This is a genomic window from Pseudomonas sp. GW821-FHT07G10, assembly GCF_059418545.1.
In genome coordinates, this window is sequence record NZ_JBWKQB010000016.1 from 24,162 (window position 1) to 44,618 (window position 20,457).

A 20,457-nucleotide genomic window follows, 5' to 3' on the forward strand; every position below is an offset into this window, starting at 1 on the left:
CTCCGCGTCACAGCGGCACTGGACGCGGAGCGTCCGGGGCGGCGTTACCACGCAGAGCGTGGGAACGATCTTTGGGGGGGCTCAAATCACGAAAAAATTTTGAGGCTTTTGCTTCTACTGAGTGGAGCGAATCGCTCCGCCGTCAATCAATAGATTCTGCCCCGTCAGGTAGCTAGCGTGAGCGCTGCAGACAAAGGCGCACAATGCACCGAACTCTTCAGGCGTGCCGAAGCGTTTGGCCGGAATCTCTCGGCGGCATTCGGCGAGGAAAGCCTCGCTGTCCTGCCCCAGATCCTGCGCGGCGGCGACCAGGTTATTGCGCAGCCGATCGGTGTCGAAGGAGCCCGGTTGCAGGTTGTTGATGGTCACGTTGCGGCTGGCGATGTTGTCTTGCCGGGCCAGCCCTGCGATGAATCCGGTCAGCCCGCTGCGCGCACCGTTGGACAGGCCCAGGCTCTCGATGGGGGATTTGACCGCGCTCGAGGTGATGTTGACGATACGGCCGAACCCGCGTTCGGCCATGCCGTCCACCGTTGCCTTGATCAGTTCGATGGGGGTGAGCATGTTGGCGTCCAGGGCCTTGATCCAGGCCTCCCGGTCCCAGTCGTGGAAATCCCCCGGAGGCGGCCCGCCGGCGTTGTTGATCAGGATGTCGAAATGCGAGTGAGCCGCCAGCGCAGCAGTTCGACCCGCTGGCGTCGAGATGTCGCCCACGACCGCTATCACGGTTACAGCGGGGTTCAACGCGCGTAGCTCAGAGGCCGTAGCCTTGAGCGCGTCTTCGCCGCGAGCGGTGATCACAACGTTCACGCCTTCGCTGACCAGCGCTTGCGCGCAGGCTTTGCCGAGCCCTTTGCTGGCGGCACAAACCAGTGCCCAACGCCCCTCGATGCCGAGATTCACAAGCGGTCTCCTTCAGTGGTGTTCAATAGGAATGTAAAAAAACTGGCGACAAGGTAAGGCCGGTATGACTCACCCACATAGGTAACAAAACAGTTCAAGCACATAGGTAACAGTTTTTAACTGGCACTGGTCGATTCCGAGGATCTGACCATGCTGTGGCGGGTCGCAGAGAGTCCATTAAGGTGCAGGAATATAGCAGCTCCGCAGTTTGGCTTCGAGCCGGTCCCGATCCGGAGTTTGCCTTGGGCCCGGCCGGGTCTGGCTGCCACCGATGGCGTAATTTTCGAGAAATAAAAATGCCGACAGCATGACTGTCGGCACTATTCAGACATCCATGCCCCCGGCGCTGCCGAAGGCACACAGGTTTATGTGATCAGGCCTGGGCGAGGAACGCTGAATTGATCTTCCCACTGGCAGAAGTCGTGGCCAAGGTCGGAAACAGGCCGAAGTCTTCAAGAGTGGCGACGGTCCGGGCGTTGCACGGCATCGGGACGCGCTGATCCGGCAGCTGGAACGCACCGATACGGCTTATAAAGAGTGAGTTGAAAGGGTTTCTCACATGGCGACTTTCATCGGTGGCTTCCAGCCGCCGCCCAAGGCCTTGTACAGGTTCACCTGATTGATTTCCCGCGCCAGTTCCAGTGCGAACCACTGCTGTTGCGCAGAGAATAACGAACGCTGGGCGTCCATGGTGGAGAAATAGCTGTCCAGACCCGCTTCGAAGCGAAGGCGAGACTGGCGATAGGCTTCTTGATAGTCAGCGACCAGGTGTTTCTGATTGTCGACCTGGGTCAGCATCTCCTGACGCGCATTGAGCGCGTTGGCCGCTTCGCGAAAGGCATTCTGCACGGTTCCTTCGTAAGCGGCGGTTTGTCCATCGTAGCGGGCATGGCTGGCATCCACCTGAGCGCGTCGAGCCCCGCCATCGAACAGCGTCAAAGACCCGGCTACCGCGACTGACCATAACTCGGCCGGGCCGCTCATCAGATTGGCAAACTCTCCAGACAGACTCCCCAACGCAGAGGTGAGTGAAAGTCTGGGGAAGTAGGCGCTGCGCGCAGCGCCTATATCAGCGTTGGCGGCCCGCAAAAGCGCTTCGGCTGCCATGATGTCCGGCCTGCGCTCGATCAGCGATGACGGCAGCCCGGCAGGTACATCGGCGGTCGCAAGGGTTTTGCCCAGTTCGCCTTCCGGTAACAGTTGGGTGGGCACGGGTTGACCCACCAACACGCGTAACGCATTCATATCCTGCGCCACTTGCATGCGATAGGTGTTGATCTGTACTGCCGCGGTGTTGGTTTGGGCATCGGCCTGGTGGACATCGATCCGTGCGGTAGAGCCATAGTTGTAACTGGTGCGCAACAGCTGTCCGTAGTGATTTTGCGAGTCGTAGGTGTTTTGTGCCAACGCCAACAGATTCTGGTTGGCTTTCAGGCTCAGCCAGGTGCTGGCGACTTCACCGATCAATGCCAGTCGGGCCGTCTGGTAGTCTGCTTCGGAGGCTTCGAAACGGGCCTGCGCCGAATTTCTCTGGCTGCGGATACGGCCGAACAGGTCCAACTCGTATGAAGTGAAACCGGCCGTGGCCTGAAAGGTGTTGGCCACGCTGCCTGTGCTGTCGCCTCCGGTGGGCGTCCTGACGATCGATGGCATCTTGCTGCGCCCGGCATAGGTGTCGATGCCAATGGCGGGAAACAGCTTGGCCCGGGCTCCGGCATAACCCGCTCTGGCTTCCTCCATGCCGGCGGCGAACTGACGCAAGCCACGGTTGTTATTCAGGGCCAGTTCGATCAATTGCCGGAGCCGGTCGTCAAGAATGAAGCCGCGCCAGTCCTGTTCGAATGCCTTTTTGGCGCTGCAACAATCGGCTGACGCGGATTGCGGCCACTGTTGATCGATCGGTGCGTCCGGCCGCTCATAAGTGGGTTCCATCGAGCAGCCGCTCAGCATGAGCAGGGATGCCAGACAGGTCGTGGATAAGGAGTTATTCATGATGGCTCTCCTAAAGGCGTTGACCGAGCAATGCTCGCAGCTGGGAAACAAGGAGTGATAACAAGCTGCCTCTGCTACCGGATCCTTCAGGGCCGGACACCTGCGGCACAGGCTTTTTTATCAAACTGCCCTTAAAGGACTTGAAGCGAACCATAGAAGGCCTGGACGGTTGGCTGGTGCGTCGTGGCAGTACCGGTCTGGCTGCCTTTTCACCCAGTAACGAGCGGCGCAACAGGCTATTGAAAGCCATCAATGGCCTGGCCTTGCCGGCAACATTGGCCGTCGCGTCGCTGAACAGCCGCGCGATGAGCCGATGGCGAAGTGCATCGGACAGGTCGATGAATTGCAGTCCCAACTGATCAATGCGGGGGTGGCGCATGACTTCCACGCCGATCCAGCCAACCTTGTCGACCCATATTTCACCGCGCATTCCCTGCTTTATCAATTTCGCTAACGTGCAGGAGAAAGCGGCCCCGCTAATGGAAATGTCGACCATTCGGCCCGGCAAGGTCACCCCGGCGATACGCAAGCCGGCGGGCTTGTCGAAAGGGAATCGCTCTTCACCGTGCAGGCGGGGCCTGTCGACGCAGGCCACCAGGGTCGCGAGGTTGTAGACCAATGCGACCACGGTCCAGCAAAGATTGAACAGCATGTTGCCGTCGAATGCGGCAGCAGTCGAAATGGCGGTATAAGCGCCGATCTGTGAGAGCAAGGTCAGCGCACAGAAGAACCCGAACAACTTCCAGTGAATCACCGTTCTGGAGCGATCGAGTCCTTTTGCCGTCACTTTGAACGGCCGGCCGAAGGGGCGGATCATGGCGCTGATGAGGGTGGCAGTCACCGCCAGCGAAGCCACGATTTGGGTGACTTCGGTAAAAATCGGTAGCGTTCGCCGGTCGGTGACCCAGGTGCCGTAACCCCAGAAGGCAATCAGCGCGGGCATCCCGTGGGCGAGAAAATCAACAGGGTTGGCATAAAATCCGGCGATACCGAAGTACCAGTACAGCACCGGTGAGATCAACAGCATCAAGATGAATGGCTTGGACGCCCAATGCGTCAGGCCGTGCAGGAAGTGCAGACGATCATTGAGCGTGTAGCCCTTGCCACGTAAAGGACCGTCCTTGAGCAGTGCGACCTGAATCGTACCCAGGCACCATCGCCCACGCTGATTGATGTACTCGGTCAAGCCCTCGGCCGACAGGCCGATGGACAAGCGTTCGTTCAGCCAGCGAGTGACATAACCTTGTTGCAGTAACCGGTAAGTGGTGTTGATGTCTTCGCAAATCGACTCGGTGGGAAACCCGCCGAACTCGGTGATGAGGTCGCGGCGGATGACGAACGACGTACCGACGCAGAACGCAGAATCCCAGCTGTCCTTCGCCGGTTGGTAGACGTCGAAGAATACCCGCTGTTCGTCTACCCAGCAGGTCGAGGAACCGAGGTTGTGCTGGATTGGATCGGGGTTGTAGTAAAACTGCGGTGTCTGCACCAACCCGACTCGAGGGTCTTCAAACAGCCCCAGGGTGCGCAACAGAATGGGTCGCTGCGGTGCGAAGTCCGCGTCCAGCACCAGAATGTAGGGCGCATTGGTGCTGGCAGCCGATTGCTGTAAACCATTGTTGAGATTACCCGCCTTGGCGTGCGAATTGTCCCCACGACGTGCGTAATTCACGCCGACCTCGCAGCAATAGTCGCGTAACCAGTCACGCCGGGTATCGTCCAGCACCCAGACAGCGAAGTTGGGGTAGTCGATGGCTTGAGCGGCGGCGATGGTTTTCTCCAGGATATTGAGCCCCTCGTTATAGGTCACGATGAACACATCTACTGCGGGCACATCCTGGCCCGCGGCTCGCAGGCGACGCTCCCCGGCATCGGCGCTGGCGTGGTGATCCGAGCGACACAGCATCACAATGATTGAAAACAGCGTGTAAACGATCGCCAGCAGCTCAAAGAACAGAAAGCTGTATGACCAGACCGTGGCAACACCGGCATGGGCGTCAGGCAGGGTGTCGCGGATCCGCCAGACGGCATAGTTGATCAGCAGCAGCGCGGTCATTACGCCGAAAGCGCTTCGCGCCGCCCATTGGTCGCGGTGTGTCAGGCATCCGAACAGGATGACCATGGCCAGCGTCCAGAAATTGATTTGCAGCAGTTGTAGCGTGTCCAATGTATGCATGTCAGTTCGCCTCGCGAGAACCTGTGAAGGGGTTGATGCCGGTTGCGGCGATCGCCGCCCATGCGGTGGCTCCCAAATGAGGCAGGTGGTAATAGTAAAAATCATCGATGACCGAGTCCGGACCTATGGCCAGTCCGGTACTGATGCGCGCCTGGGGTGTTGCAAACAGCCAGCCGTCGCCGGTTTGCTGCGCGGCCAGAACCGCCCATAGCGGCTGTGCTTTTTCCGGTGCTCCGCTCAGCCGAGCAACCGCAGCAGTCTGCGCAGTTCCTTCGGTCCACAGACCATCCGGATTGCGCTTGAAGCCGTAACCGGCCCCGGAACGATGCGCCTGATCGATGAAACTGAAGACCCGGTGCCAATCGGCAGGGGGATGGTGCAGGGCAATCAACGGCCAGATCTGCGCGTCCAGCCCTGAGCGCGAGCGATCGGATGTTCGCCCGTCGCCCAGTGTGCCGATCAGAAAGCGGCCTTCGCGGGCGTCCCACTGACTGAAGACGAACTGGCGCGCAATCTTCGCCTGGCGCGCCGCATGTTCATCCGCATGCAACTGGTCAAGCGCGGTCCAGGCGGCAGCCAGATCGGCATTGTGTTCGGTGGACTTCCAGTCCTGCCTGGCTTGCTCCGGGGGATAGCCGTAGTAGCCGCCGATGAATCCTTCAGGAGGCCGACTGTCGTAGGTTTTCTGTTCGGTCCAGCGCAGAACCCTTTGGGCCGCCTTCAGATAAGGCTCCTCGCCGGTTTGGCGAAATGCCTCCAATAGCGCCAGTGCCCCCCACGCTTGATTGCCGGTAGCGCTACTGATCTGGTACGCATCCTGATTCCAGGCGTTGCGTTGCGTGCTCCAGTAGCCAGGTAGCGTCATCGGTCCGCTTTTGAGTGGTCCGGCAGCGTAGGCGTTGCGCAATCGGCCGTCCTGATAGTCAGGGTCGTGCAAGGTCGCGTATGCCAGCGCATCCGCGATCCGGCGTGCCGATTGCGCTTTGCCGCAGGCGAACAGAGCGATGCTGGCCAAGGCGTTATCGTAAGTGAACGCGACCCCGCGCAAGGCCTGGATTTCAGGCTGCTGACCGGCCACGGGTGGATAGCTGGCCAATAACAAAGGGCCCGCCGCTTGCGCTTGCACCGCCTGGTCGAGCGCTGTGCAGGTCATCTCGGCCAGGCGTGGCATCGGGTCCGCAGCCAGTGCCGGGCTCGCGCCATGGCTGGCTGCCAGGAGCCCGAGTGTCAGCACCCAGCGCCTGCGGGCATAGCGGAAAGTAATCATCAGCGTGACACCTCGGCAGTGACCCAATGCCCTGGGTTGCAGACCGCGGCTCGCTGACTTTTTGTGAGATTGCTGCCGAAGGCGCCGACTACATAGACCGAATTCTGTTCGGCATAGGGAAATGGAACGCTATAGCTACTGACCTGAATATCCGAGGGGCTGGACAGCAGTTGCACGACCTTGGCTGTCAGGGTATGGCTCAAACCGCGGATACTCACCCGCAGAACACTGTCGCGTTCGATCTTGCTCGCCATTCGCTCCGGGAACACTGCAATCACGTAACTCTCATTGCAGTTGGTGGCGCGCAGCAATGTCGCACCAGCGCGCACCTGTGTCCCTTGCGGTGCCACCAATTCCTGGACGGTGCCGGGTGAATAGGCGATCACGTCGTACCCGCTCATCAGCTTGATTCTGTCTTGCTCGGTGGCAATCAGGTTATTGAGGTTGTCCAGTTCCTGTTGTTGTGTCGCCTGATTCTTGGCCTGATTGGCCAGGCTCAACTGCAGAGTGGTTATTTTCGCCTTGAGTTCGAACAGGCGCAGCTGCTCAGGGTCCAGATACACCTCTTTGCTGGCAGCGCTGAGGTCACCATCGTTGATCCGCAGTTGCGACTTGACGGACTCGGCGGCGCCTTGCAGTGATGCCAGTTGCGCCTTGGAGGAGGCCACCGCGGCCTGGCTGATGGCGCCTTGGCGAAACAGCTCCAGGTTACGATCGACCGTCTCCTGGGCGTCCTCCAGGCGCACACTGGCAGCACTGCTCTCGGCTTTCAGGGCTTTCTGGGCATAGAGCTGTCGGGTATGGAACGCCGATTGATATTGCTGACTGGTTTTCTCCAGCTCGTTGAGAAGCTGCTGATCGTGCTCTGCCTGGCTGGTCAATGAAGACAGTTGCTGTTCCAGGGACAAACGGCGCGTTTGCAAGGTCAGCAACGCCTCTTGATTGGCCCGCGGATTATCGATGGTGGCGATTTTTTGCCCTGTGGCAAAGCTGGCTCCCGGTTCGATCGTGAGCGAACTGACGACTCCATCGATAGGCGTCGTCAGCAAAATCACAGGTGCGTTCAACACCGCCCGCGTCGCGGAGGAAGACATCAAGGGCATGAACAGTGTCGAAAACAGCAGCCAGATAATGAATGCCAGGACGCCGAATCCGACCAGTCGCGGCAGGAAGGAAAATGAAAAGCGTTTTGAGCGGGTATCAGCCATTCTCCAGCACTCCTTGAAAGAGCAATGAATTAGTTCGGCACGTGGCCGGTCCGACCCGACAGTCAGGTAATAGAACCCATGACTGCACAGGGCAGAAGTCAGGTGGAACTCAAGTTGAATCGCCGTTCATTTGCCGGGCGATATGTCTCTGACCCGGCGATGGTTTGAAAGTTGTTTTCTGGTGCGCAGGAATTTTGCCCTGTCTTGTTGGTGTAATTAGATAATAAACTACGCGTAATTTATTACTTATTTACATATCGAAGCGGCTGCGGTGAAGCCGGTCGAAGTCTGCCATGAATGAGGTGCCGGGCTTCTGCGTTCAGATGTACGGCTCATTCAAAGCCAGTGTTTGTCTACGTCTCGAGCTTGCGACGGTAAATGTGCTCTCGGCGACTGTCAACATCTGATGTTCTAGGGTTTTAGATTGCCGACAAACTGAGGGTGTTCTTCTGGATGCTGTTTCTTGTCCTGTTTAAAGAAGTATTCAGCACAAAAGCGGGGAGGATGTAAGGCAAAAAAAATATAAGGATCCATATGTTCATATATTTGAAGAGGGCCGAAACATACCAGGACTGGTTTATAAAGGGACGCACCCGCAGGCTCGCCCCAAAGCGCATGGACATCCGCATCGATACGCTCAAACGAAAGGTGGTCAACGATGTGTTGCAGCGTTTCGCCAAGGCGTTCGAGTGGGCCCGGCAAAATCCCGACGAGTTCGCTCGGGTCTTCGCCAGGGTCAACGATATACCGCTTGATGTCTCGCAGCGCCTGCGCAGTTGGGGCGAAGACTCCCCAAGCCAAAGCCTGTGGCTAAACCGGTCCGCAAACCCGTGGCGCAGGCACCGGCGCCACCCGCGCCAGCACAACCGGTCGCCGCGCCGGCACCGGCACCGCCTGCGCCCAAGCCGGTGACACCCGCGTGCCCATTGATTTCAAAATCAGGTAAGCCTGGCTCCAGCAGACCGGACCAGACAGTTATTGCCCCGTCCTGAATAAGGTTTACACCCTCTGATCTATTTTCAGGAGGGTGTAATGGATGTGGGAAAAGGCGATGAGGTGAAGGGAGATGAATTGCACGACGCTCCCGAACCAGACTATTTAAAAGCTTGTACTCGGTTTGGACGCTTCAGCCACGGTGGAGCGGTCGCAATTTATAAATGAAGACGAATTCAGCCAGTGTTGATCAGGATAATAAGAAAACAGTAACTGGCCGTCTTTCATTGAGTCGATGAGTTGATGAGCAATGGCGGGGCGTACGGCCGGGCAACCTAAACTTCTGCCAATACGGCCGTTCAACTGCGCCAGGTCGCGACTGACATAGGCTGCCCCGTGGATGACGATAGCCCGGTCGAGTGCATGATCGTTGAAGCCAGGCTCCAATCCCTCCATGCGCAAGGAATAGCCGTTATGACCGACATAGGTCGAACTCGTCCGATACAACCCAAGGCTGGTGGCCATGCTTTCATTCTGGTTGGAAAATTGACTGGCCATATTTTCGCCGCTGTTGCGGCCGTGCGCGACCAGTTCGTGAAAAAGTAATGTGCGGTGTTGCAGGTCAAACACCCACAGTCGTTGCTCGGTTGAGGGGAGAGAGTAATCAATCACAGCGAGTCTTTGGGCAGGTGCCGCGGCTTGCGCCAATCGGCACTGAGACGCACGTACGGCCAGCGCGATAACCTTGGCGTTAGCGTCTGGTGCCGCTTTGACCAGCGCGGCCTCAAGCGAATCGGCGTAGGCGGCCTCTACAGACATGGACATCACAAGCATGGCTGCCATTAAAAAGCCCGAGCGGTCTAGCGTCATGTGCGTATCCCATCACTATTCATACGAGTCTAGCAGTGTCAGTGGGTCTGAGTGACGATGCTCGAGTGACTTTTAAACCCGAGGTGCAGGGGGAAGATTGTGCAGTGCTGCGAGCACTGAATCTAGTTCAGAACTGTCCATTTCATATTTGCCGCGAGCAGGACTTTCCGCTGTGGCGATGAGGCAAAACAAACAATAAAACTATTTTCATAACCCTTGACGGGACGTGTGACAGGTTTATATTCGCCACTTCTTCGGCCGGTATCACGCTTTACTGGTTATTGTCTTTAAAGCGTGCAGTTCAAGTCATGTTGTTGAAATGTCAAGGTGACAAGAATCTTTCCTGGTCTAGACTGACTCATCAACTATATGAAATAGCCGGACGAACCGGTATTCAAAGAGAGGGAAAATGAGAAGACTTTATGTACTGGGCGCGCTTATTGCGCTGACGATTTGCAGTATTGGTATGAGCGATGCTCGCGAGGGGCGAAACGGCAAGCATCAGTCTGATTCGGTTGCGGGGGTGTTTGACTACTATCTGTTGACGTTGTCTTGGTCGCCCACGTTTTGCCTGACCCATCGCGATAATGAGCAATGCTCGGGGAAAGGCTACGGCTTTGTGCTCCACGGTCTCTGGCCTCAATACGCCAAGGGCGGTTGGCCGCAGTCGTGTCCGCCGATGGTTCCTTTAACGCAGGCGGAGCAGGCGAAGGGGCTGACGTTGTTTGCGACGCGCAAGTTGCTGGAGCATGAATGGGCTAAGCACGGCACCTGCAGTGGCCTGGGCGCCTCGGGTTATCTGGACACAGCGGACAAGGCCGTGGGCGCTGTCCGGATCCCGGAGCAACTGCAACCCTTCAGCACCGCCCATTACTTTGAAGCGCAAGAGATTGCGCAAATGTTCCGGCAGAGTAATCCCGGTATCCCTGCTGATGGCATCGCGATTCTGTGTAGCGGGCCCGAACTCTCCGAGGTTCGTGTCTGCATGGGCAAGGACTTGGCATTTGGCGCCTGCGGCAAGGGCGTCAAAACTCAATGTCGGTCCGGAGAGATTCGCGTGCCGCCTATTCGATAAGCGAGCCGGTTGGAGTCGTCAGCACTCTCGGCCAAAGGAGGTGCTGACGATAGTTCAAGAAAAGATTTGCCCTTGAACAGGTACACTGGAAGCGACGTCTACTTGAGCGTTATTTAATAGTGCTGCGGCTGTAATAAAAAATATTATTATCAGCAGCGCCAACAAGAGTAATCATACTCAACAGTATTCATCACATTCTCCTGATTTTTTGAAGAGGATTGAGATGTTGGGCTGGATGGTTAAATATAACCAGTCAGTCTATGAATAATGACGGTTGGTTTATGTTGCAATGCTGGATTCTCAGGGTCTTTATCGTCTTTAGCCTGGCAGGCCGAGGCTGCTGTGAGGCTCGCCATGCAGGAATTGATTATGAGAAACATAAAAATATATCTGTCCCATTTTCCAATGTGATCGAGCTGGATGGAGCGCCGCCGAATTGAGTCTATATTTCATGGCAGGTTACGTGTAACGAACCAAAAGGAGCCCCCGCGTGTTTTATAAGGGGCTACGCTGAACGCTCAAGCTCAATCAGAGGGAGCCGGGCCATGCAGTTGCACGAAGCGCAAACGATCACCGAGGTATACACCTCACAAGAGGTGAACAAGGCCTTGCAGGAGGGTTGGAAACTGCTGGCCGTGACGCCGGTAAGCAGTCCTCACAACCCCAGCTGTATTACCACCTGTTATGTACTGGGCAAGAAAAAGCCCGCTGAACCGATTCGGCCATAAATCCCTCAGACCGAATGGATTCGGCTGCTCCGGGAGCGGGGCGGATCACCGCTCGGCCATTACACTGTACCCCTGTGCAGGCATGAGCAATAATGGTGAGTGGGCTGGAAAGTTCCGCATGAGCGTTGAAAAGATCAGAGTGGATGGGGCCGGGTCAACGATCAAGGCGCACGTGAAGTACATATACTTCCCCATACCTGGAAACAATAGTTCGTCAGGTTATGATCAGCGGATTTTTACCATCAATGTTAATGGCAATGCATACACCGTAACTCATATGGATGGGTACATGTCTGCAAAATTTTAACCAGGGCATGACAAGGCCTGTATGACACGGTGTGTTGGTATTGTGATGGCTCATGTCAGCCTGGGGGAAGTGGCTGAACCACGTCCCCCCCGCTTGGCACTATTTAAAGTGCTGCTCGTAAGTCGCCACCAAGTCCGGCGTGATCAGCTTGAAGGGCACCCAGACATTCGCTTCGACCGGTTCGCCTTTGATCATTTTGATGGCGGCTTGCAGGGCGCTGGTCGCCTGGGCTTTGGGGTCTTGAAACACCGAGGCCGCCAACTGGCCGCGCTTGATGGCCGCCAGTCCGTCAGGCAAGCCGTCTATGCCGACCACCGGAACCGAGCCTTTGGCCTTGCCGGCCTGTTGCAGGGCCATGGCTGCGCCGATGGCCATCTCGTCGTTGTTAGCGACGATGGCATCGAAGTTTGAGCCTGCGAGCACCCAGTTGCTGGTCAGGTCCATCCCTTTGTTGCGCTGCCACTCGGCACTTTGCTGCTCGACGATCTTGATCCCGGGATAGTCCTTGAGCACATCTTTGACCCCATCGGTTCGGCCTTGGGTGGCGTTTTGCGCCAGGTCGCCCATGATGATCGCCAGGTTGCCTTTGCCACCCATCTTGTCGGCCAGGTAACGCATCTGCAGTTGTCCGGCCTCGATGTCGTTGGACGCCACAGTGACCACACCTTTGGGCAAGACGCGCTCGTCCGGGCGGCGGTTGACGTAGACCAGTGGCGTTTTCGCCGCGACGGCGGCGCGGGTCATGTTGGCGGTGGCGGCAGTGTCCACGGGCAGGACGATGACCGCGTCCACTTTCTGGTTGAGGAAGCCTTCGATCTGATTCAGCTGACGCACCACGTCACCCTGAGCGTCCTCGAACTGGATCTGCACCTTCTCCTGTTTGGCGGCCGTTTCCAGGCCGCTGCGCACATAGGTCATGAAGTTATCGTCCACCCTGGCAATGCTCACGCCGATGCGATAGTCGGCGAGGGCCCATTGGCTGCTGAGGAGCAGCAGCGAGGCAATAAACAGTGTGCAACGTCGCATGATGGTTTTCCTTTTGTTGTTATGAGTTGAAATTCATCAAGGGTGAGGCGTTTCTGGCGCTCTCTGCATCAAACCTGCCAAGAGCGCCAGTGAGGTCCCAGGCGTTGCCGGCCTCGTCAATCAAACGTGAAGGCTTGCCGAAAGCGCTCAAGTGCCTGTTCGGAGTCGCCAGAGGCCCAACCCTCTAGCCCGACGACGCCGGTGTATCCCATGCGCAACAAAGCTCTGGCAATGGCTGGATAATGGATTTCGCCGGTGCCAGGCTCCATGCGTCCGGGGACATCGGCGACCTGGATTTCTCCAATGGCCGAGCCGGCACGCTGGATCAGTTCGATCAGGTTCCCTTCGCCGATCTGGGCATGGTAAAGGTCCAGGTTCATCTTCAGGTGCGGGCTGCCCACGGCTTCGATCAAGGCCAGGGTTTCTTCGGCGCGAGCGAAGGGAGTGCCGGGGTGGTCAACCTGGGTGTTGAGGTTTTCCAGCAAGAATACCCTGCCAGCCTCTTCCCCCAGCCTGGCGATTTTTTCCAGGGTCTTGCAGGCGCTCAGCCACATACGTCCGTTGGTGTGGGCCACAGGTTTGACCGGCAGGCCTTTGTCGTCCAGGCCGCTGCCATGCAGGTTGAGACTGGGGCAGTTCATCTGTGCGGCCACGGCCAGCGATTCTCGTGCGCTGTCGAGCAGATGCTTGATGTCCTCGGGATCGGTCAGGTTGCCCGAGATATAGCCGGTCATGGAGGTGAAGTCAGCGCCGGTGGCGACCAGGGCCGCAATGTCCTTCGTGGTCCAGTCCCAGAGTTCGGCGCTGAAGCCCAGCGCATGAATACGTTTGACGCGCTCTGTGAACGGGAGATCCAGGAAGACCATCTCGGCACTGATCGCCAGTTTGAAGGGTGTAAAGCTCATGCGTGTGCTCCTAGGCGGACAGGTTTGCCCTGCTGGACGGACTCGATGCAGGCGCGGGCAATAGCCAGTGCGGCCCGGGCATCTTCGCCGCTGGCGAGTGGTTTCTCACCGGTGCGCAGGCAATCGACAAAGTGATTGAGCTCGGCAATGTAGGCATCGCGCAGCAGGTCGGTGTCCATGCGCTGGGTGTCGGCCTGGATGCCGTCAGCCAGGTAGCGAACCATGTCGGAGTGATTGATGCTGCCCATGGTCAGCATGCCGGCACTACCGAATACTTCCCCACGAACATCGTAGCCATAGACCGCCTGGAAATTGGCCTCGGCCGTCGCGATGGCACCGTTGTCGAAGCGGATCGTGACAACAGCGGTATCCAGCAGGCCCTTGTCCTTGTATTGCGGTGCAACCAGGGCATCGGCCATGACATAGACCTCGACAGCCTTGGCGCCTGGATTCAGATAGCGCAGGGTATCGAAGTCATGGATCAGGGTTTCCAGGAAAATCACCCACTGTGGCGAGGCGGCCGGGTTATGCAGCGCTGGATCGCGGGTCAGCGAGCGCAGCAGTTGAGGCGTGCCGATGCGACCGGCGACCACGTCCAGATGGGCTGCCCGGAAGCTTCTGGCAAAGCGGCGGTTGAAACCGACCTGCAGCGGCACTCGTGCCTCGGCGGCCGCGGCGATGGCGCGGTCGGCCTCGTCAAGGGTAATGGCCATGGGTTTTTCACAGAAGACGCCTTTGCCGGCCCGGGCAGCGCTGATCACCAATTCGGCATGGCTACGGGCCGGGGCGGCGATCAATACACCGTCTATTTCCGGGTCTTCGAGCAGTTGCTGTGGATCGGTATAGACCCGTTGCACACCCAATTCTGCCGCCAGGCGTGCGGCTTGACCGGGTGTGGGGTCGGCAATGGCGGCCAGGCAAGCACCGGGAATGTGTCGAGCAGCGGTCTGGGCGTGAAAGCTGCCCATGCGGCCGGCGCCGATGAGTCCAAGGCGGATGGTCTTGGGTGTATTCATGAAGTGACTCCTTTTTATTGTTGTTCAAGTGGCTGAGCAGCAAGAACTGTCCTCGCTGGTATGAGCTCCTGAGCAAGGCCTGTGCCAATCTGTAACTACTTGATATTTATATAAATATTTCAAATTGAAAGAGGGGAGGTGTTCATTTGAATGACATGTCTATAATGACATGTCAAAAATATGAACATTGGTGCGGATCTCAATGATGGCTAACCAACCGCTCATGGCCTTCAGCCTGGAAGACCTCGATTACATTACGGCCATCGGGCCGGCATCCTTGAATGAAGGACCCATCGCTGAGCTGGACCAGGCTTGGCTGGCTTGCCTGAAGGGTCGCACTGATCGACCTGCCGGGGTCAGACAGGCCATTTGGGACTCCTGGCTGCGCAGCGTCAGGGCCGGCCTCAACCCTGATGATTTTGCATACCGTTTTGTCGATCCCGACGTGTTGGCTGCAACACTTGCGGTCAATCGCGTATTGATCGGGGTGGCGGCAGAGGTCATGAGCGGGCTGCTGGCTTACAACCCCAGGGGGCATATCAACCTCACCGATGCCGAAGGGACGACCCTTTACTTCTGCGGTCTGGACCTTACGCCGGTGGGCAGCCGGCTGCTGGAGTCGGTGCAGGGCACCAACTGCACGGGACTGGCGATTGCCGAAGACCGATTGGTGTATGTGCTGGCGCAGGAAAATTTCGCGACTGGCCTGCGTCAGCGACGCATGCATTGTGCCGCCGCGCCGATCAGGGATGCCAAGGGCACGACCCTGGCCATTCTGACGTTGACCGCGGAGCCGGGCTGGTTCCATTTCCACACGCTGGGGACTGTCCAGGCGGCGGCCGAAGCCGTCTCTCGACAGATGGCGCTGCAGACGCTGCTGGAAGAACAGCAGACCGTCCTTGAAGTGCTGAACGAGGGGCTTGTGGTGCTGGATGAGCGGGGCTGCATCAAGGCGCTCAACCGCTATGCCCGTCAATTGTTCCGGGTGGGTCGGGATCTGTTGGGGTGCCCGTTCCAGCGTCTGGGGCAGAGCGAGCTGACTGACGAAATTCTGCTGCGCAGCGGCGAGGGGCTACGGGATCTGGATTGCACCTTTGAGCTGCACGATGGTAGTCACCTGGCATGCCTGGTGTCCGTGTGTTCCCTGGAGCAGGGCGGGCACATTGTCTCGTTGCGGGAGAGCCGGCGTATCCGGGAAATCACCCGGCGGATCATAGGGACTCAAGCCAGCTATACCTTTGAGACCATTCAGGGAAGCTCGCGCGTCATACAGGATGCGCTGCGTCTGGGACGGATTGCCAGTCGCAGTGACTCGACCACGCTGATCCTGGGGGAAAGCGGGACCGGCAAGGAGTTGTTCGCACAGGCCATCCATAACGCCAGTGACCGTTCCAGCGGTCCTTTCGTAGCCGTCAATTGCGGGGCTATTCCGCGAGATCTGGTGCAAAGCGAACTGTTTGGTCATGTCGAGGGCGCCTTCACCGGGTCGGCCCGCGGAGGGTCTGCCGGGAAGTTTGAATTGGCCGATGGCGGAACGATCTTCCTGGACGAGATCGGTGACATGTCTTTCGATGCCCAGGTCAGCCTGCTGCGAGTCTTGCAAGAAGGCGAGGTGACTCGCGTTGGCGCGAAAAAGTCGCAGCATGTGGATGTACGCATCATTGCAGCCACGCACCGCAATCTGAGCCGGGCGGTTGCCGATGGCGCCTTCCGCGAGGATCTCTATTACCGGCTCAATGTACTGAACCTTACGGTTCCGCCGCTGCGGATGCGCCGGGAGGACATTCCATTGCTGGCGCGGCATTTTCTCAATCGCTGTGCCCAGTCGCTGCGCAAGCCTGTGCAGGGGATCTCGCCGGCGGCATTGGATATTCTTTCAGCCCACACTTGGCCGGGTAACGTTCGCGAGCTGGAAAACACGATCGAGCGCGCGACCAATCTGGCGGTTACCGGGCTGATCCAGCCGGGTGATCTTCCTCTCGAAATCATGCAGGGGCTGCGCCGGCCGGCGTTGGGAAGTTTGCCAGAGCCCAGGGCTGCCCTGGACTTGGGAACCCATGAGATGAATGCGATTATCACGGCCCTCAGGGATACTCGCGGTAACATTCGGCTGGCCGCGAAGCAGCTGAATGTTTCTCGTGGTGGGCTGTACAACAAGATGAACCGGTTCGGACTCAGTGCCGATGCCTTTCGTTCGGGACCAAACATCTGATTGTCTTCTGTAGCGCCTTCCCAAGGTGCTCCACCACAGTGGCCTGGCGCGCGACGGCGTTGCAGGGCTGCTTGAATCAAGTCAGCGTGAGCCTCCTGTCTCACTGAATGATCGCCAGTTCGTCACCCTGTGTCAGTAACCAAGCCTGATCACCTCCTCGACGCTATCGAGCAAACAATCCAGCCCCCTCGTCATCAAGAGCGGTCATCCGACCGCTCGGTCACCCTGCGATAAAAAATTATCGACGACGATTGAATTCGCCCATTATCGGCGCGGCGAGCACCACAACCCGATTAGGTCGGGACCACGACGAGATTGTTGATGCCATAGCCGCGCGTAAACCCGACGAAGCCGAGCACGCGGCCCATGAACATACAATGTTGTTTCAGCGCCGGTTCCTGGCGTATATGCAACAGAACCTGACGGAAAATATGTCCGTTGCTTGAACCGCGTCGTCGGCAATGCTTGCCCCATGAGGGGCACGGGGCGGCTTTTCCTCTACTCCGTCGGCAACCTCAGATGCTTTCGGCGACATCGATTTGCGGTGAAAGCATGAACCTGGCGCCAGCATCGGAGGGGGGATCTATCGTAGCGTCCAGCATGGCCTTCACAGCGGTCTGCGCCAGCGCCACAACCGGGTGAGAAAGAACACACTGAACCACGCCATCGCGCAGGGCCGCCGACGTGATCGGGGTCAAGTCGTGACACACCACCGTCGGCAACGGGACGTTTTGCGTTTTCAGTACGCGCAGTGCGCTGACCACACCCTCGATTCCTCCACCGGCCACATAGAGGCCGACCAGGTCGGGCTCACTGGTCAGGAGGTCCAGGGTACTGGCATAGGCGAACTCCTCATCCTCCAGAGTCAGGCGAGTAGCCAGTAATTCCCAATCCGGGGATTGTTCCGAGAGGAACGAGCGCAAACTCATCTCGCACAGCTCCTGGCATTGAAAGCGCTGTGTTCCGAGCATCACTGCCACCGGGCCGGGTTGTGGCGCCAGATGTTTGATGAACCAGCCTGCGGTGCGGCCCATGCGCCGGTTGTCTACACCGACATAGCCTGCGGCTGCCGAAACTTCCAGCTCGGATACCAGGGCAACCACCGGGACGCCTGCAGCACGCATGTGGGCAACGGCCTTGCGCACCACTGAATGGTCAGCCGCAACGACACCCAGCGCATCGACCTCACCTTGTAGCTGCAGGATGCGCTGCGCCGTGGCTGTCGGGTCCAGGTCATCGATGTAGTTGATCATCACCCGAACCTGCGCCCGAACGCTGGCCGCCGCGGCCTCGGCCAGGGCTTTTGCCAGGCCCTGATAAAAAGCGACGCCGCGCTTGTGAAGCAGGAACCCCAAGCGCACGGTCGGGCGCTTCTGAAGCAGCCTTTGCTCGATCACATTGCGCCCGTAGAACCCCAGCCTGGCGGCGGCTTCGGCAATGCGCTGCGCGGTATCGGCGCGCACATTGGCGCGCAGATTCATCACTCGGTCAACGGTGGACAGGCTGACTCCTGCAGCCTGCGCCACATCCTCCATGGTTGAACGGCGCTGCGACGGGTTGTTTGGCTCTGACATGAAATGAAAGCCTTACTGAAAGTTTTGACGGGTTTTGACAGCTATCGCCTGGCGACTATAGCAGCAGTGGCCGGGCTCGCCTTAGGATTCCTCCGAGCGAAACAGCACGACTCATAACAATAATCATCGGAGCCTGACATGACCCTCCATATCTCGACCGCCCCCTGTTGCTGGGGCGTAGACGATGCCAAGAATCCTCATTTACCGGCGTGGCAGCAGGTGCTCAGTGAAGCCGCGCAGGCGGGCTATCGCGGCATCGAGCTTGGGCCTTACGGTTACCTCCCGCTCGACTCCCGGGTGCTGGGCCCAGTGCTGGCTGAGCAGGGGTTGCACGTCGTAGCCGGGACCATTTTCGACAATCTGGTCGATCCCTCCAATTTGCCGAATCTTCTCAGTCAAACCCGCAACATCTGTGCCTTGCTCAAGCAATTGCCGGTGATCCCACAGGAGCCGGGACAGCGCTTTGGCATGCCTTGCCTGGTGGTCATCGATTGGGGTCACGAGGAGCGTGACTACGCTGCCGGTCATTCCGACCGCGCCCCGCGTCTGGCGCCAGATGCCTGGCGGGGCATGCTGAGCCATATCCGTGCCATTGCCGAGCTGGCATGGACGCAATACGGCGTGCGAACGGTCATTCATCCTCACGCCGGGGGCTACATTGAGTTCGCTGATGAGTTGGCTCGGCTGGTCGACGACATTCCCTATGAAGTGGCGGGTTTGTGCCTGGACACCGGCCACCTCTACTACGCCGGCATGGACCCGGTTCAGACCCTGCGCCAGTACGCGGATCGCCTCGATTACCTGCATTTCAAAGACATTGATCAGGCGGTGTTTGATCAGGTGCTGGGCGAGCACATCAGCTTCTTCGCCGCGTGCGGCAAGGGTGTGATGTGCCCGATCGGTCAGGGTGTCATCGACTATCACGCCTTGCGCGAGCTGATCGCCGAGCTCGGTTACCAGGGCTACATCACCGTCGAGCAAGAACGCGATCCCCGTAACGCCCATGGCAGCCTGCGGGACGTCACAGCCAGCCGTGCCTACCTCTCCCAGGTGGGTTTCTGACCCTCTCTCACGCCAAGGACTTATCGATGATCAATGGCAGCAAGCGTATTCCCCAACCTATTCGTTGGGCCATGGTAGGCGGTGGGCGCGATAGTCAGATCGGCTACATCCACCGCAGCGCAGCGTTACGTGACCAGGCATTTGTGCTGGTGGCCGGCGCATTCGATCTTGATCCAGAACGCGGCCGGGCCTTTGGCGTGCAGCTGGGGGTCGACCCTGAACGCTGTTATGCCGACTACCGTAGCTTGTTCGAGGGTGAGGCGGGGCGGCCGGATGGCATCCAGGCGATTTCCGTAGCGACGCCCAACGGCACCCATTTCGCAATTACCAAAGCGGCGCTGGAAGCAGGGCTGCACGTGGTCTGCGAAAAGCCCTTGTGTTTTACCCTGGAGGAGGCGCAAACCCTGCGGGAAATTGCCTCAGCCAGGAACAGGATCGTGGGGGTCACCTATGGCTATGCCGGACACCAGCTCATCGAGCAGGCCCGTGAAATGATCGCCCAGGGCGAGCTGGGTGAGATCCGCATGGTTCATATGCAGTTCGCCCATGGTTTTCACTGTGAGCCCGTGGAAGCTCAAAGCGACGCCACCAAGTGGCGGGTCGATCCACGCCTGGCAGGGCCCAGTTATGTTCTGGGGGACGTCGGTACCCACCCGTTGTACCTGTCGGAAGTCATGTTGCCCGAGCTAAAAATCAAGAAGTTGCTGTGTGTCCGTCAAAGCTTCGTCAAAAGCCGGGCACCTCTTGAGGACAATGCCTACACCCTTATGGAATATGAGGGAGGGGCGATGGGGACATTGTGGTCCAGTGCGGTGAATGCCGGCTCCATGCATGGCCAGAAGATTCGGGTAATAGGCTCCAGGGCCAGCCTGGAATGGTGGGACGAGCGCCCGAACCAGCTGTCTTTCGAGGTCCAGGGCAAGCCCGCCCAGGTGTTAGAACGTGGCATGGGCTATTTGCATCACAACGCACAACTGGATGACCGCATTGGTGCCGGACACCCCGAAGGACTGTTCGAGGCCTGGTCCAACCTTTATTACCGTTTCGCCATGGCCATGGACGCAGCCGACCGCGGGGACCAGGCACTGCTGGCGACGCTGCGCTATCCGGATATCCACGCGGGTGTCGAGGGTGTGCGATGGGTCGAACGTTGTGTCAGCTCTGCCGACAGCGGTGGGGTGTGGATTGATTACTGACCCAGGA

16 protein-coding genes and 2 pseudogenes are annotated in these 20,457 nt (G+C 58.4%); 8 read left to right on the plus strand and 10 right to left on the minus strand.

The window, feature by feature from the left end:
* Positions 1-114: 114 nt before the first annotated feature.
* Entirely contained in the window at positions 115-903 is a 789-nt protein-coding gene (locus AC07O1_RS18050; protein WP_495089591.1) for an SDR family oxidoreductase, read from the minus strand.
* A gap of 383 nt (positions 904-1,286) precedes the next feature.
* Here AC07O1_RS18050 and AC07O1_RS18055 point away from each other — a divergent pair.
* Positions 1,287-1,444: pseudogene (locus tag AC07O1_RS18055) on the plus strand (class II aldolase/adducin family protein); the annotation flags it as partial.
* Between the two features lie 14 nt (positions 1,445-1,458).
* Here the strand turns inward: AC07O1_RS18055 and AC07O1_RS18060 are convergent.
* From AC07O1_RS18060 to AC07O1_RS18075, 4 genes are read right to left on the minus strand one after another with little or no spacing between them, the layout of a single operon-like run.
* Positions 1,459-2,895, minus strand: a complete 1,437-nt coding sequence (locus tag AC07O1_RS18060) for an efflux transporter outer membrane subunit (RefSeq protein WP_494992267.1) — start codon at positions 2,893-2,895, stop codon at positions 1,459-1,461.
* A gap of 10 nt (positions 2,896-2,905) precedes the next feature.
* Entirely contained in the window at positions 2,906-5,071 is a 2,166-nt protein-coding gene (locus AC07O1_RS18065) for a glycosyltransferase family 2 protein (protein WP_495089592.1), read from the minus strand.
* Position 5,072: 1 nt separating this feature from the next.
* Positions 5,073-6,338, minus strand: coding sequence for a hypothetical protein (locus AC07O1_RS18070; protein ID WP_495089593.1), 1,266 nt, complete (start codon positions 6,336-6,338; stop codon positions 5,073-5,075).
* The gene (locus AC07O1_RS18075; protein WP_495089594.1) at positions 6,338-7,546 is read right to left on the minus strand and encodes an HlyD family secretion protein; all 1,209 of its coding nucleotides are present in this window, start codon (positions 7,544-7,546) and stop codon (positions 6,338-6,340) included. The genes AC07O1_RS18070 and AC07O1_RS18075 overlap by 1 nt, the downstream gene beginning before the upstream one ends.
* Positions 7,547-8,176: 630 nt before the next feature.
* On the opposite strand from AC07O1_RS18075, the pseudogene AC07O1_RS18080 reads away from it, so the two are divergent.
* Positions 8,177-8,338: pseudogene (locus AC07O1_RS18080) on the plus strand (ABC transporter substrate-binding protein); the annotation flags it as partial.
* A 306-nt stretch (positions 8,339-8,644) separates the two neighbouring features.
* Here AC07O1_RS18080 and AC07O1_RS18085 read toward each other — a convergent pair.
* Entirely contained in the window at positions 8,645-9,349 is a 705-nt protein-coding gene (locus AC07O1_RS18085; protein ID WP_495089595.1) for a murein L,D-transpeptidase catalytic domain family protein, read from the minus strand.
* Between the two features lie 409 nt (positions 9,350-9,758).
* Between AC07O1_RS18085 and AC07O1_RS18090 the strand changes: the two genes are divergently transcribed.
* Both AC07O1_RS18090 and AC07O1_RS18095 read left to right on the plus strand, forming a co-directional pair.
* On the plus strand, positions 9,759-10,424 hold the full coding sequence (locus tag AC07O1_RS18090) for a ribonuclease T2 (RefSeq protein ID WP_495089596.1): 666 nt from the start codon (positions 9,759-9,761) through the stop codon (positions 10,422-10,424).
* A gap of 545 nt (positions 10,425-10,969) precedes the next feature.
* A complete protein-coding gene (locus tag AC07O1_RS18095; RefSeq protein ID WP_495089597.1) occupies positions 10,970-11,152 on the plus strand; it encodes a hypothetical protein in 183 nt (60 codons plus the stop codon).
* A gap of 406 nt (positions 11,153-11,558) precedes the next feature.
* On the opposite strand, the gene AC07O1_RS18100 is transcribed toward AC07O1_RS18095, so the two are convergent.
* From AC07O1_RS18100 to AC07O1_RS18110, 3 genes are all read right to left on the minus strand, one after another.
* Complete coding sequence (locus tag AC07O1_RS18100) at positions 11,559-12,485, minus strand: sugar ABC transporter substrate-binding protein (protein ID WP_495012594.1); 927 nt, start codon at positions 12,483-12,485, stop codon at positions 11,559-11,561.
* 116 nt (positions 12,486-12,601) lie between these two features.
* Positions 12,602-13,390: a TIM barrel protein gene (locus AC07O1_RS18105; RefSeq protein WP_495012593.1), complete on the minus strand. Its 789-nt coding sequence runs from the start codon at positions 13,388-13,390 to the stop codon at positions 12,602-12,604.
* Positions 13,387-14,406, minus strand: a complete 1,020-nt coding sequence (locus tag AC07O1_RS18110; RefSeq protein WP_495089598.1) for a Gfo/Idh/MocA family oxidoreductase — start codon at positions 14,404-14,406, stop codon at positions 13,387-13,389. Before AC07O1_RS18110 ends, AC07O1_RS18105 begins: the two co-directional genes overlap by 4 nt.
* Positions 14,407-14,611: 205 nt before the next feature.
* Here AC07O1_RS18110 and AC07O1_RS18115 point away from each other — a divergent pair, with 205 nt between their 5' ends.
* The gene (locus AC07O1_RS18115) at positions 14,612-16,618 is read left to right on the plus strand and encodes a sigma-54 interaction domain-containing protein (protein ID WP_495089599.1); all 2,007 of its coding nucleotides are present in this window, start codon (positions 14,612-14,614) and stop codon (positions 16,616-16,618) included.
* 251 nt (positions 16,619-16,869) lie between these two features.
* Positions 16,870-17,064: a hypothetical protein gene (locus AC07O1_RS18120; RefSeq protein ID WP_495012590.1), complete on the plus strand. Its 195-nt coding sequence runs from the start codon at positions 16,870-16,872 to the stop codon at positions 17,062-17,064.
* Positions 17,065-17,133: 69 nt separating this feature from the next.
* Here AC07O1_RS18120 and AC07O1_RS18125 read toward each other — a convergent pair whose 3' ends face one another.
* Entirely contained in the window at positions 17,134-18,192 is a 1,059-nt protein-coding gene (locus AC07O1_RS18125; RefSeq protein ID WP_495089600.1) for a LacI family DNA-binding transcriptional regulator, read from the minus strand.
* A gap of 138 nt (positions 18,193-18,330) precedes the next feature.
* Between AC07O1_RS18125 and AC07O1_RS18130 the strand changes: the two genes are divergently transcribed.
* Both AC07O1_RS18130 and AC07O1_RS18135 read left to right on the plus strand, forming a co-directional pair.
* Complete coding sequence (locus AC07O1_RS18130) at positions 18,331-19,254, plus strand: TIM barrel protein (RefSeq protein WP_495089601.1); 924 nt, start codon at positions 18,331-18,333, stop codon at positions 19,252-19,254.
* Between the two features lie 26 nt (positions 19,255-19,280).
* Complete coding sequence (locus tag AC07O1_RS18135) at positions 19,281-20,450, plus strand: Gfo/Idh/MocA family protein (RefSeq protein WP_495089602.1); 1,170 nt, start codon at positions 19,281-19,283, stop codon at positions 20,448-20,450.
* Positions 20,451-20,457: the final 7 nt, after the last annotated feature.

Excerpts from the sequence above, each read along its gene's own strand:
- AC07O1_RS18060 (WP_494992267.1), bottom strand. The coding sequence starts at position 2,895 with ATGAATAACTCCTTATCCACGACCTGTCTGGCATCCCTGCTCATGCTG.
- AC07O1_RS18065 (WP_495089592.1), bottom strand. The coding sequence starts at position 5,071 with ATGCATACATTGGACACGCTACAACTGCTGCAAATCAATTTCTGGACG.
- AC07O1_RS18070 (WP_495089593.1), bottom strand. The coding sequence starts at position 6,338 with ATGATTACTTTCCGCTATGCCCGCAGGCGCTGGGTGCTGACACTCGGG.
- AC07O1_RS18075 (WP_495089594.1), bottom strand. The coding sequence starts at position 7,546 with ATGGCTGATACCCGCTCAAAACGCTTTTCATTTTCCTTCCTGCCGCGA.
- AC07O1_RS18085 (WP_495089595.1), bottom strand. The coding sequence starts at position 9,349 with ATGACGCTAGACCGCTCGGGCTTTTTAATGGCAGCCATGCTTGTGATG.
- AC07O1_RS18090 (WP_495089596.1), top strand. The coding sequence starts at position 9,759 with ATGAGAAGACTTTATGTACTGGGCGCGCTTATTGCGCTGACGATTTGC.
- AC07O1_RS18095 (WP_495089597.1), top strand. The coding sequence starts at position 10,970 with ATGCAGTTGCACGAAGCGCAAACGATCACCGAGGTATACACCTCACAA.
- AC07O1_RS18100 (WP_495012594.1), bottom strand. The coding sequence starts at position 12,485 with ATGCGACGTTGCACACTGTTTATTGCCTCGCTGCTGCTCCTCAGCAGC.
- AC07O1_RS18105 (WP_495012593.1), bottom strand. The coding sequence starts at position 13,390 with ATGAGCTTTACACCCTTCAAACTGGCGATCAGTGCCGAGATGGTCTTC.
- AC07O1_RS18110 (WP_495089598.1), bottom strand. The coding sequence starts at position 14,406 with ATGAATACACCCAAGACCATCCGCCTTGGACTCATCGGCGCCGGCCGC.
- AC07O1_RS18115 (WP_495089599.1), top strand. The coding sequence starts at position 14,612 with ATGGCTAACCAACCGCTCATGGCCTTCAGCCTGGAAGACCTCGATTAC.
- AC07O1_RS18125 (WP_495089600.1), bottom strand. The coding sequence starts at position 18,192 with ATGTCAGAGCCAAACAACCCGTCGCAGCGCCGTTCAACCATGGAGGAT.
- AC07O1_RS18130 (WP_495089601.1), top strand. The coding sequence starts at position 18,331 with ATGACCCTCCATATCTCGACCGCCCCCTGTTGCTGGGGCGTAGACGAT.
- AC07O1_RS18135 (WP_495089602.1), top strand. The coding sequence starts at position 19,281 with ATGATCAATGGCAGCAAGCGTATTCCCCAACCTATTCGTTGGGCCATG.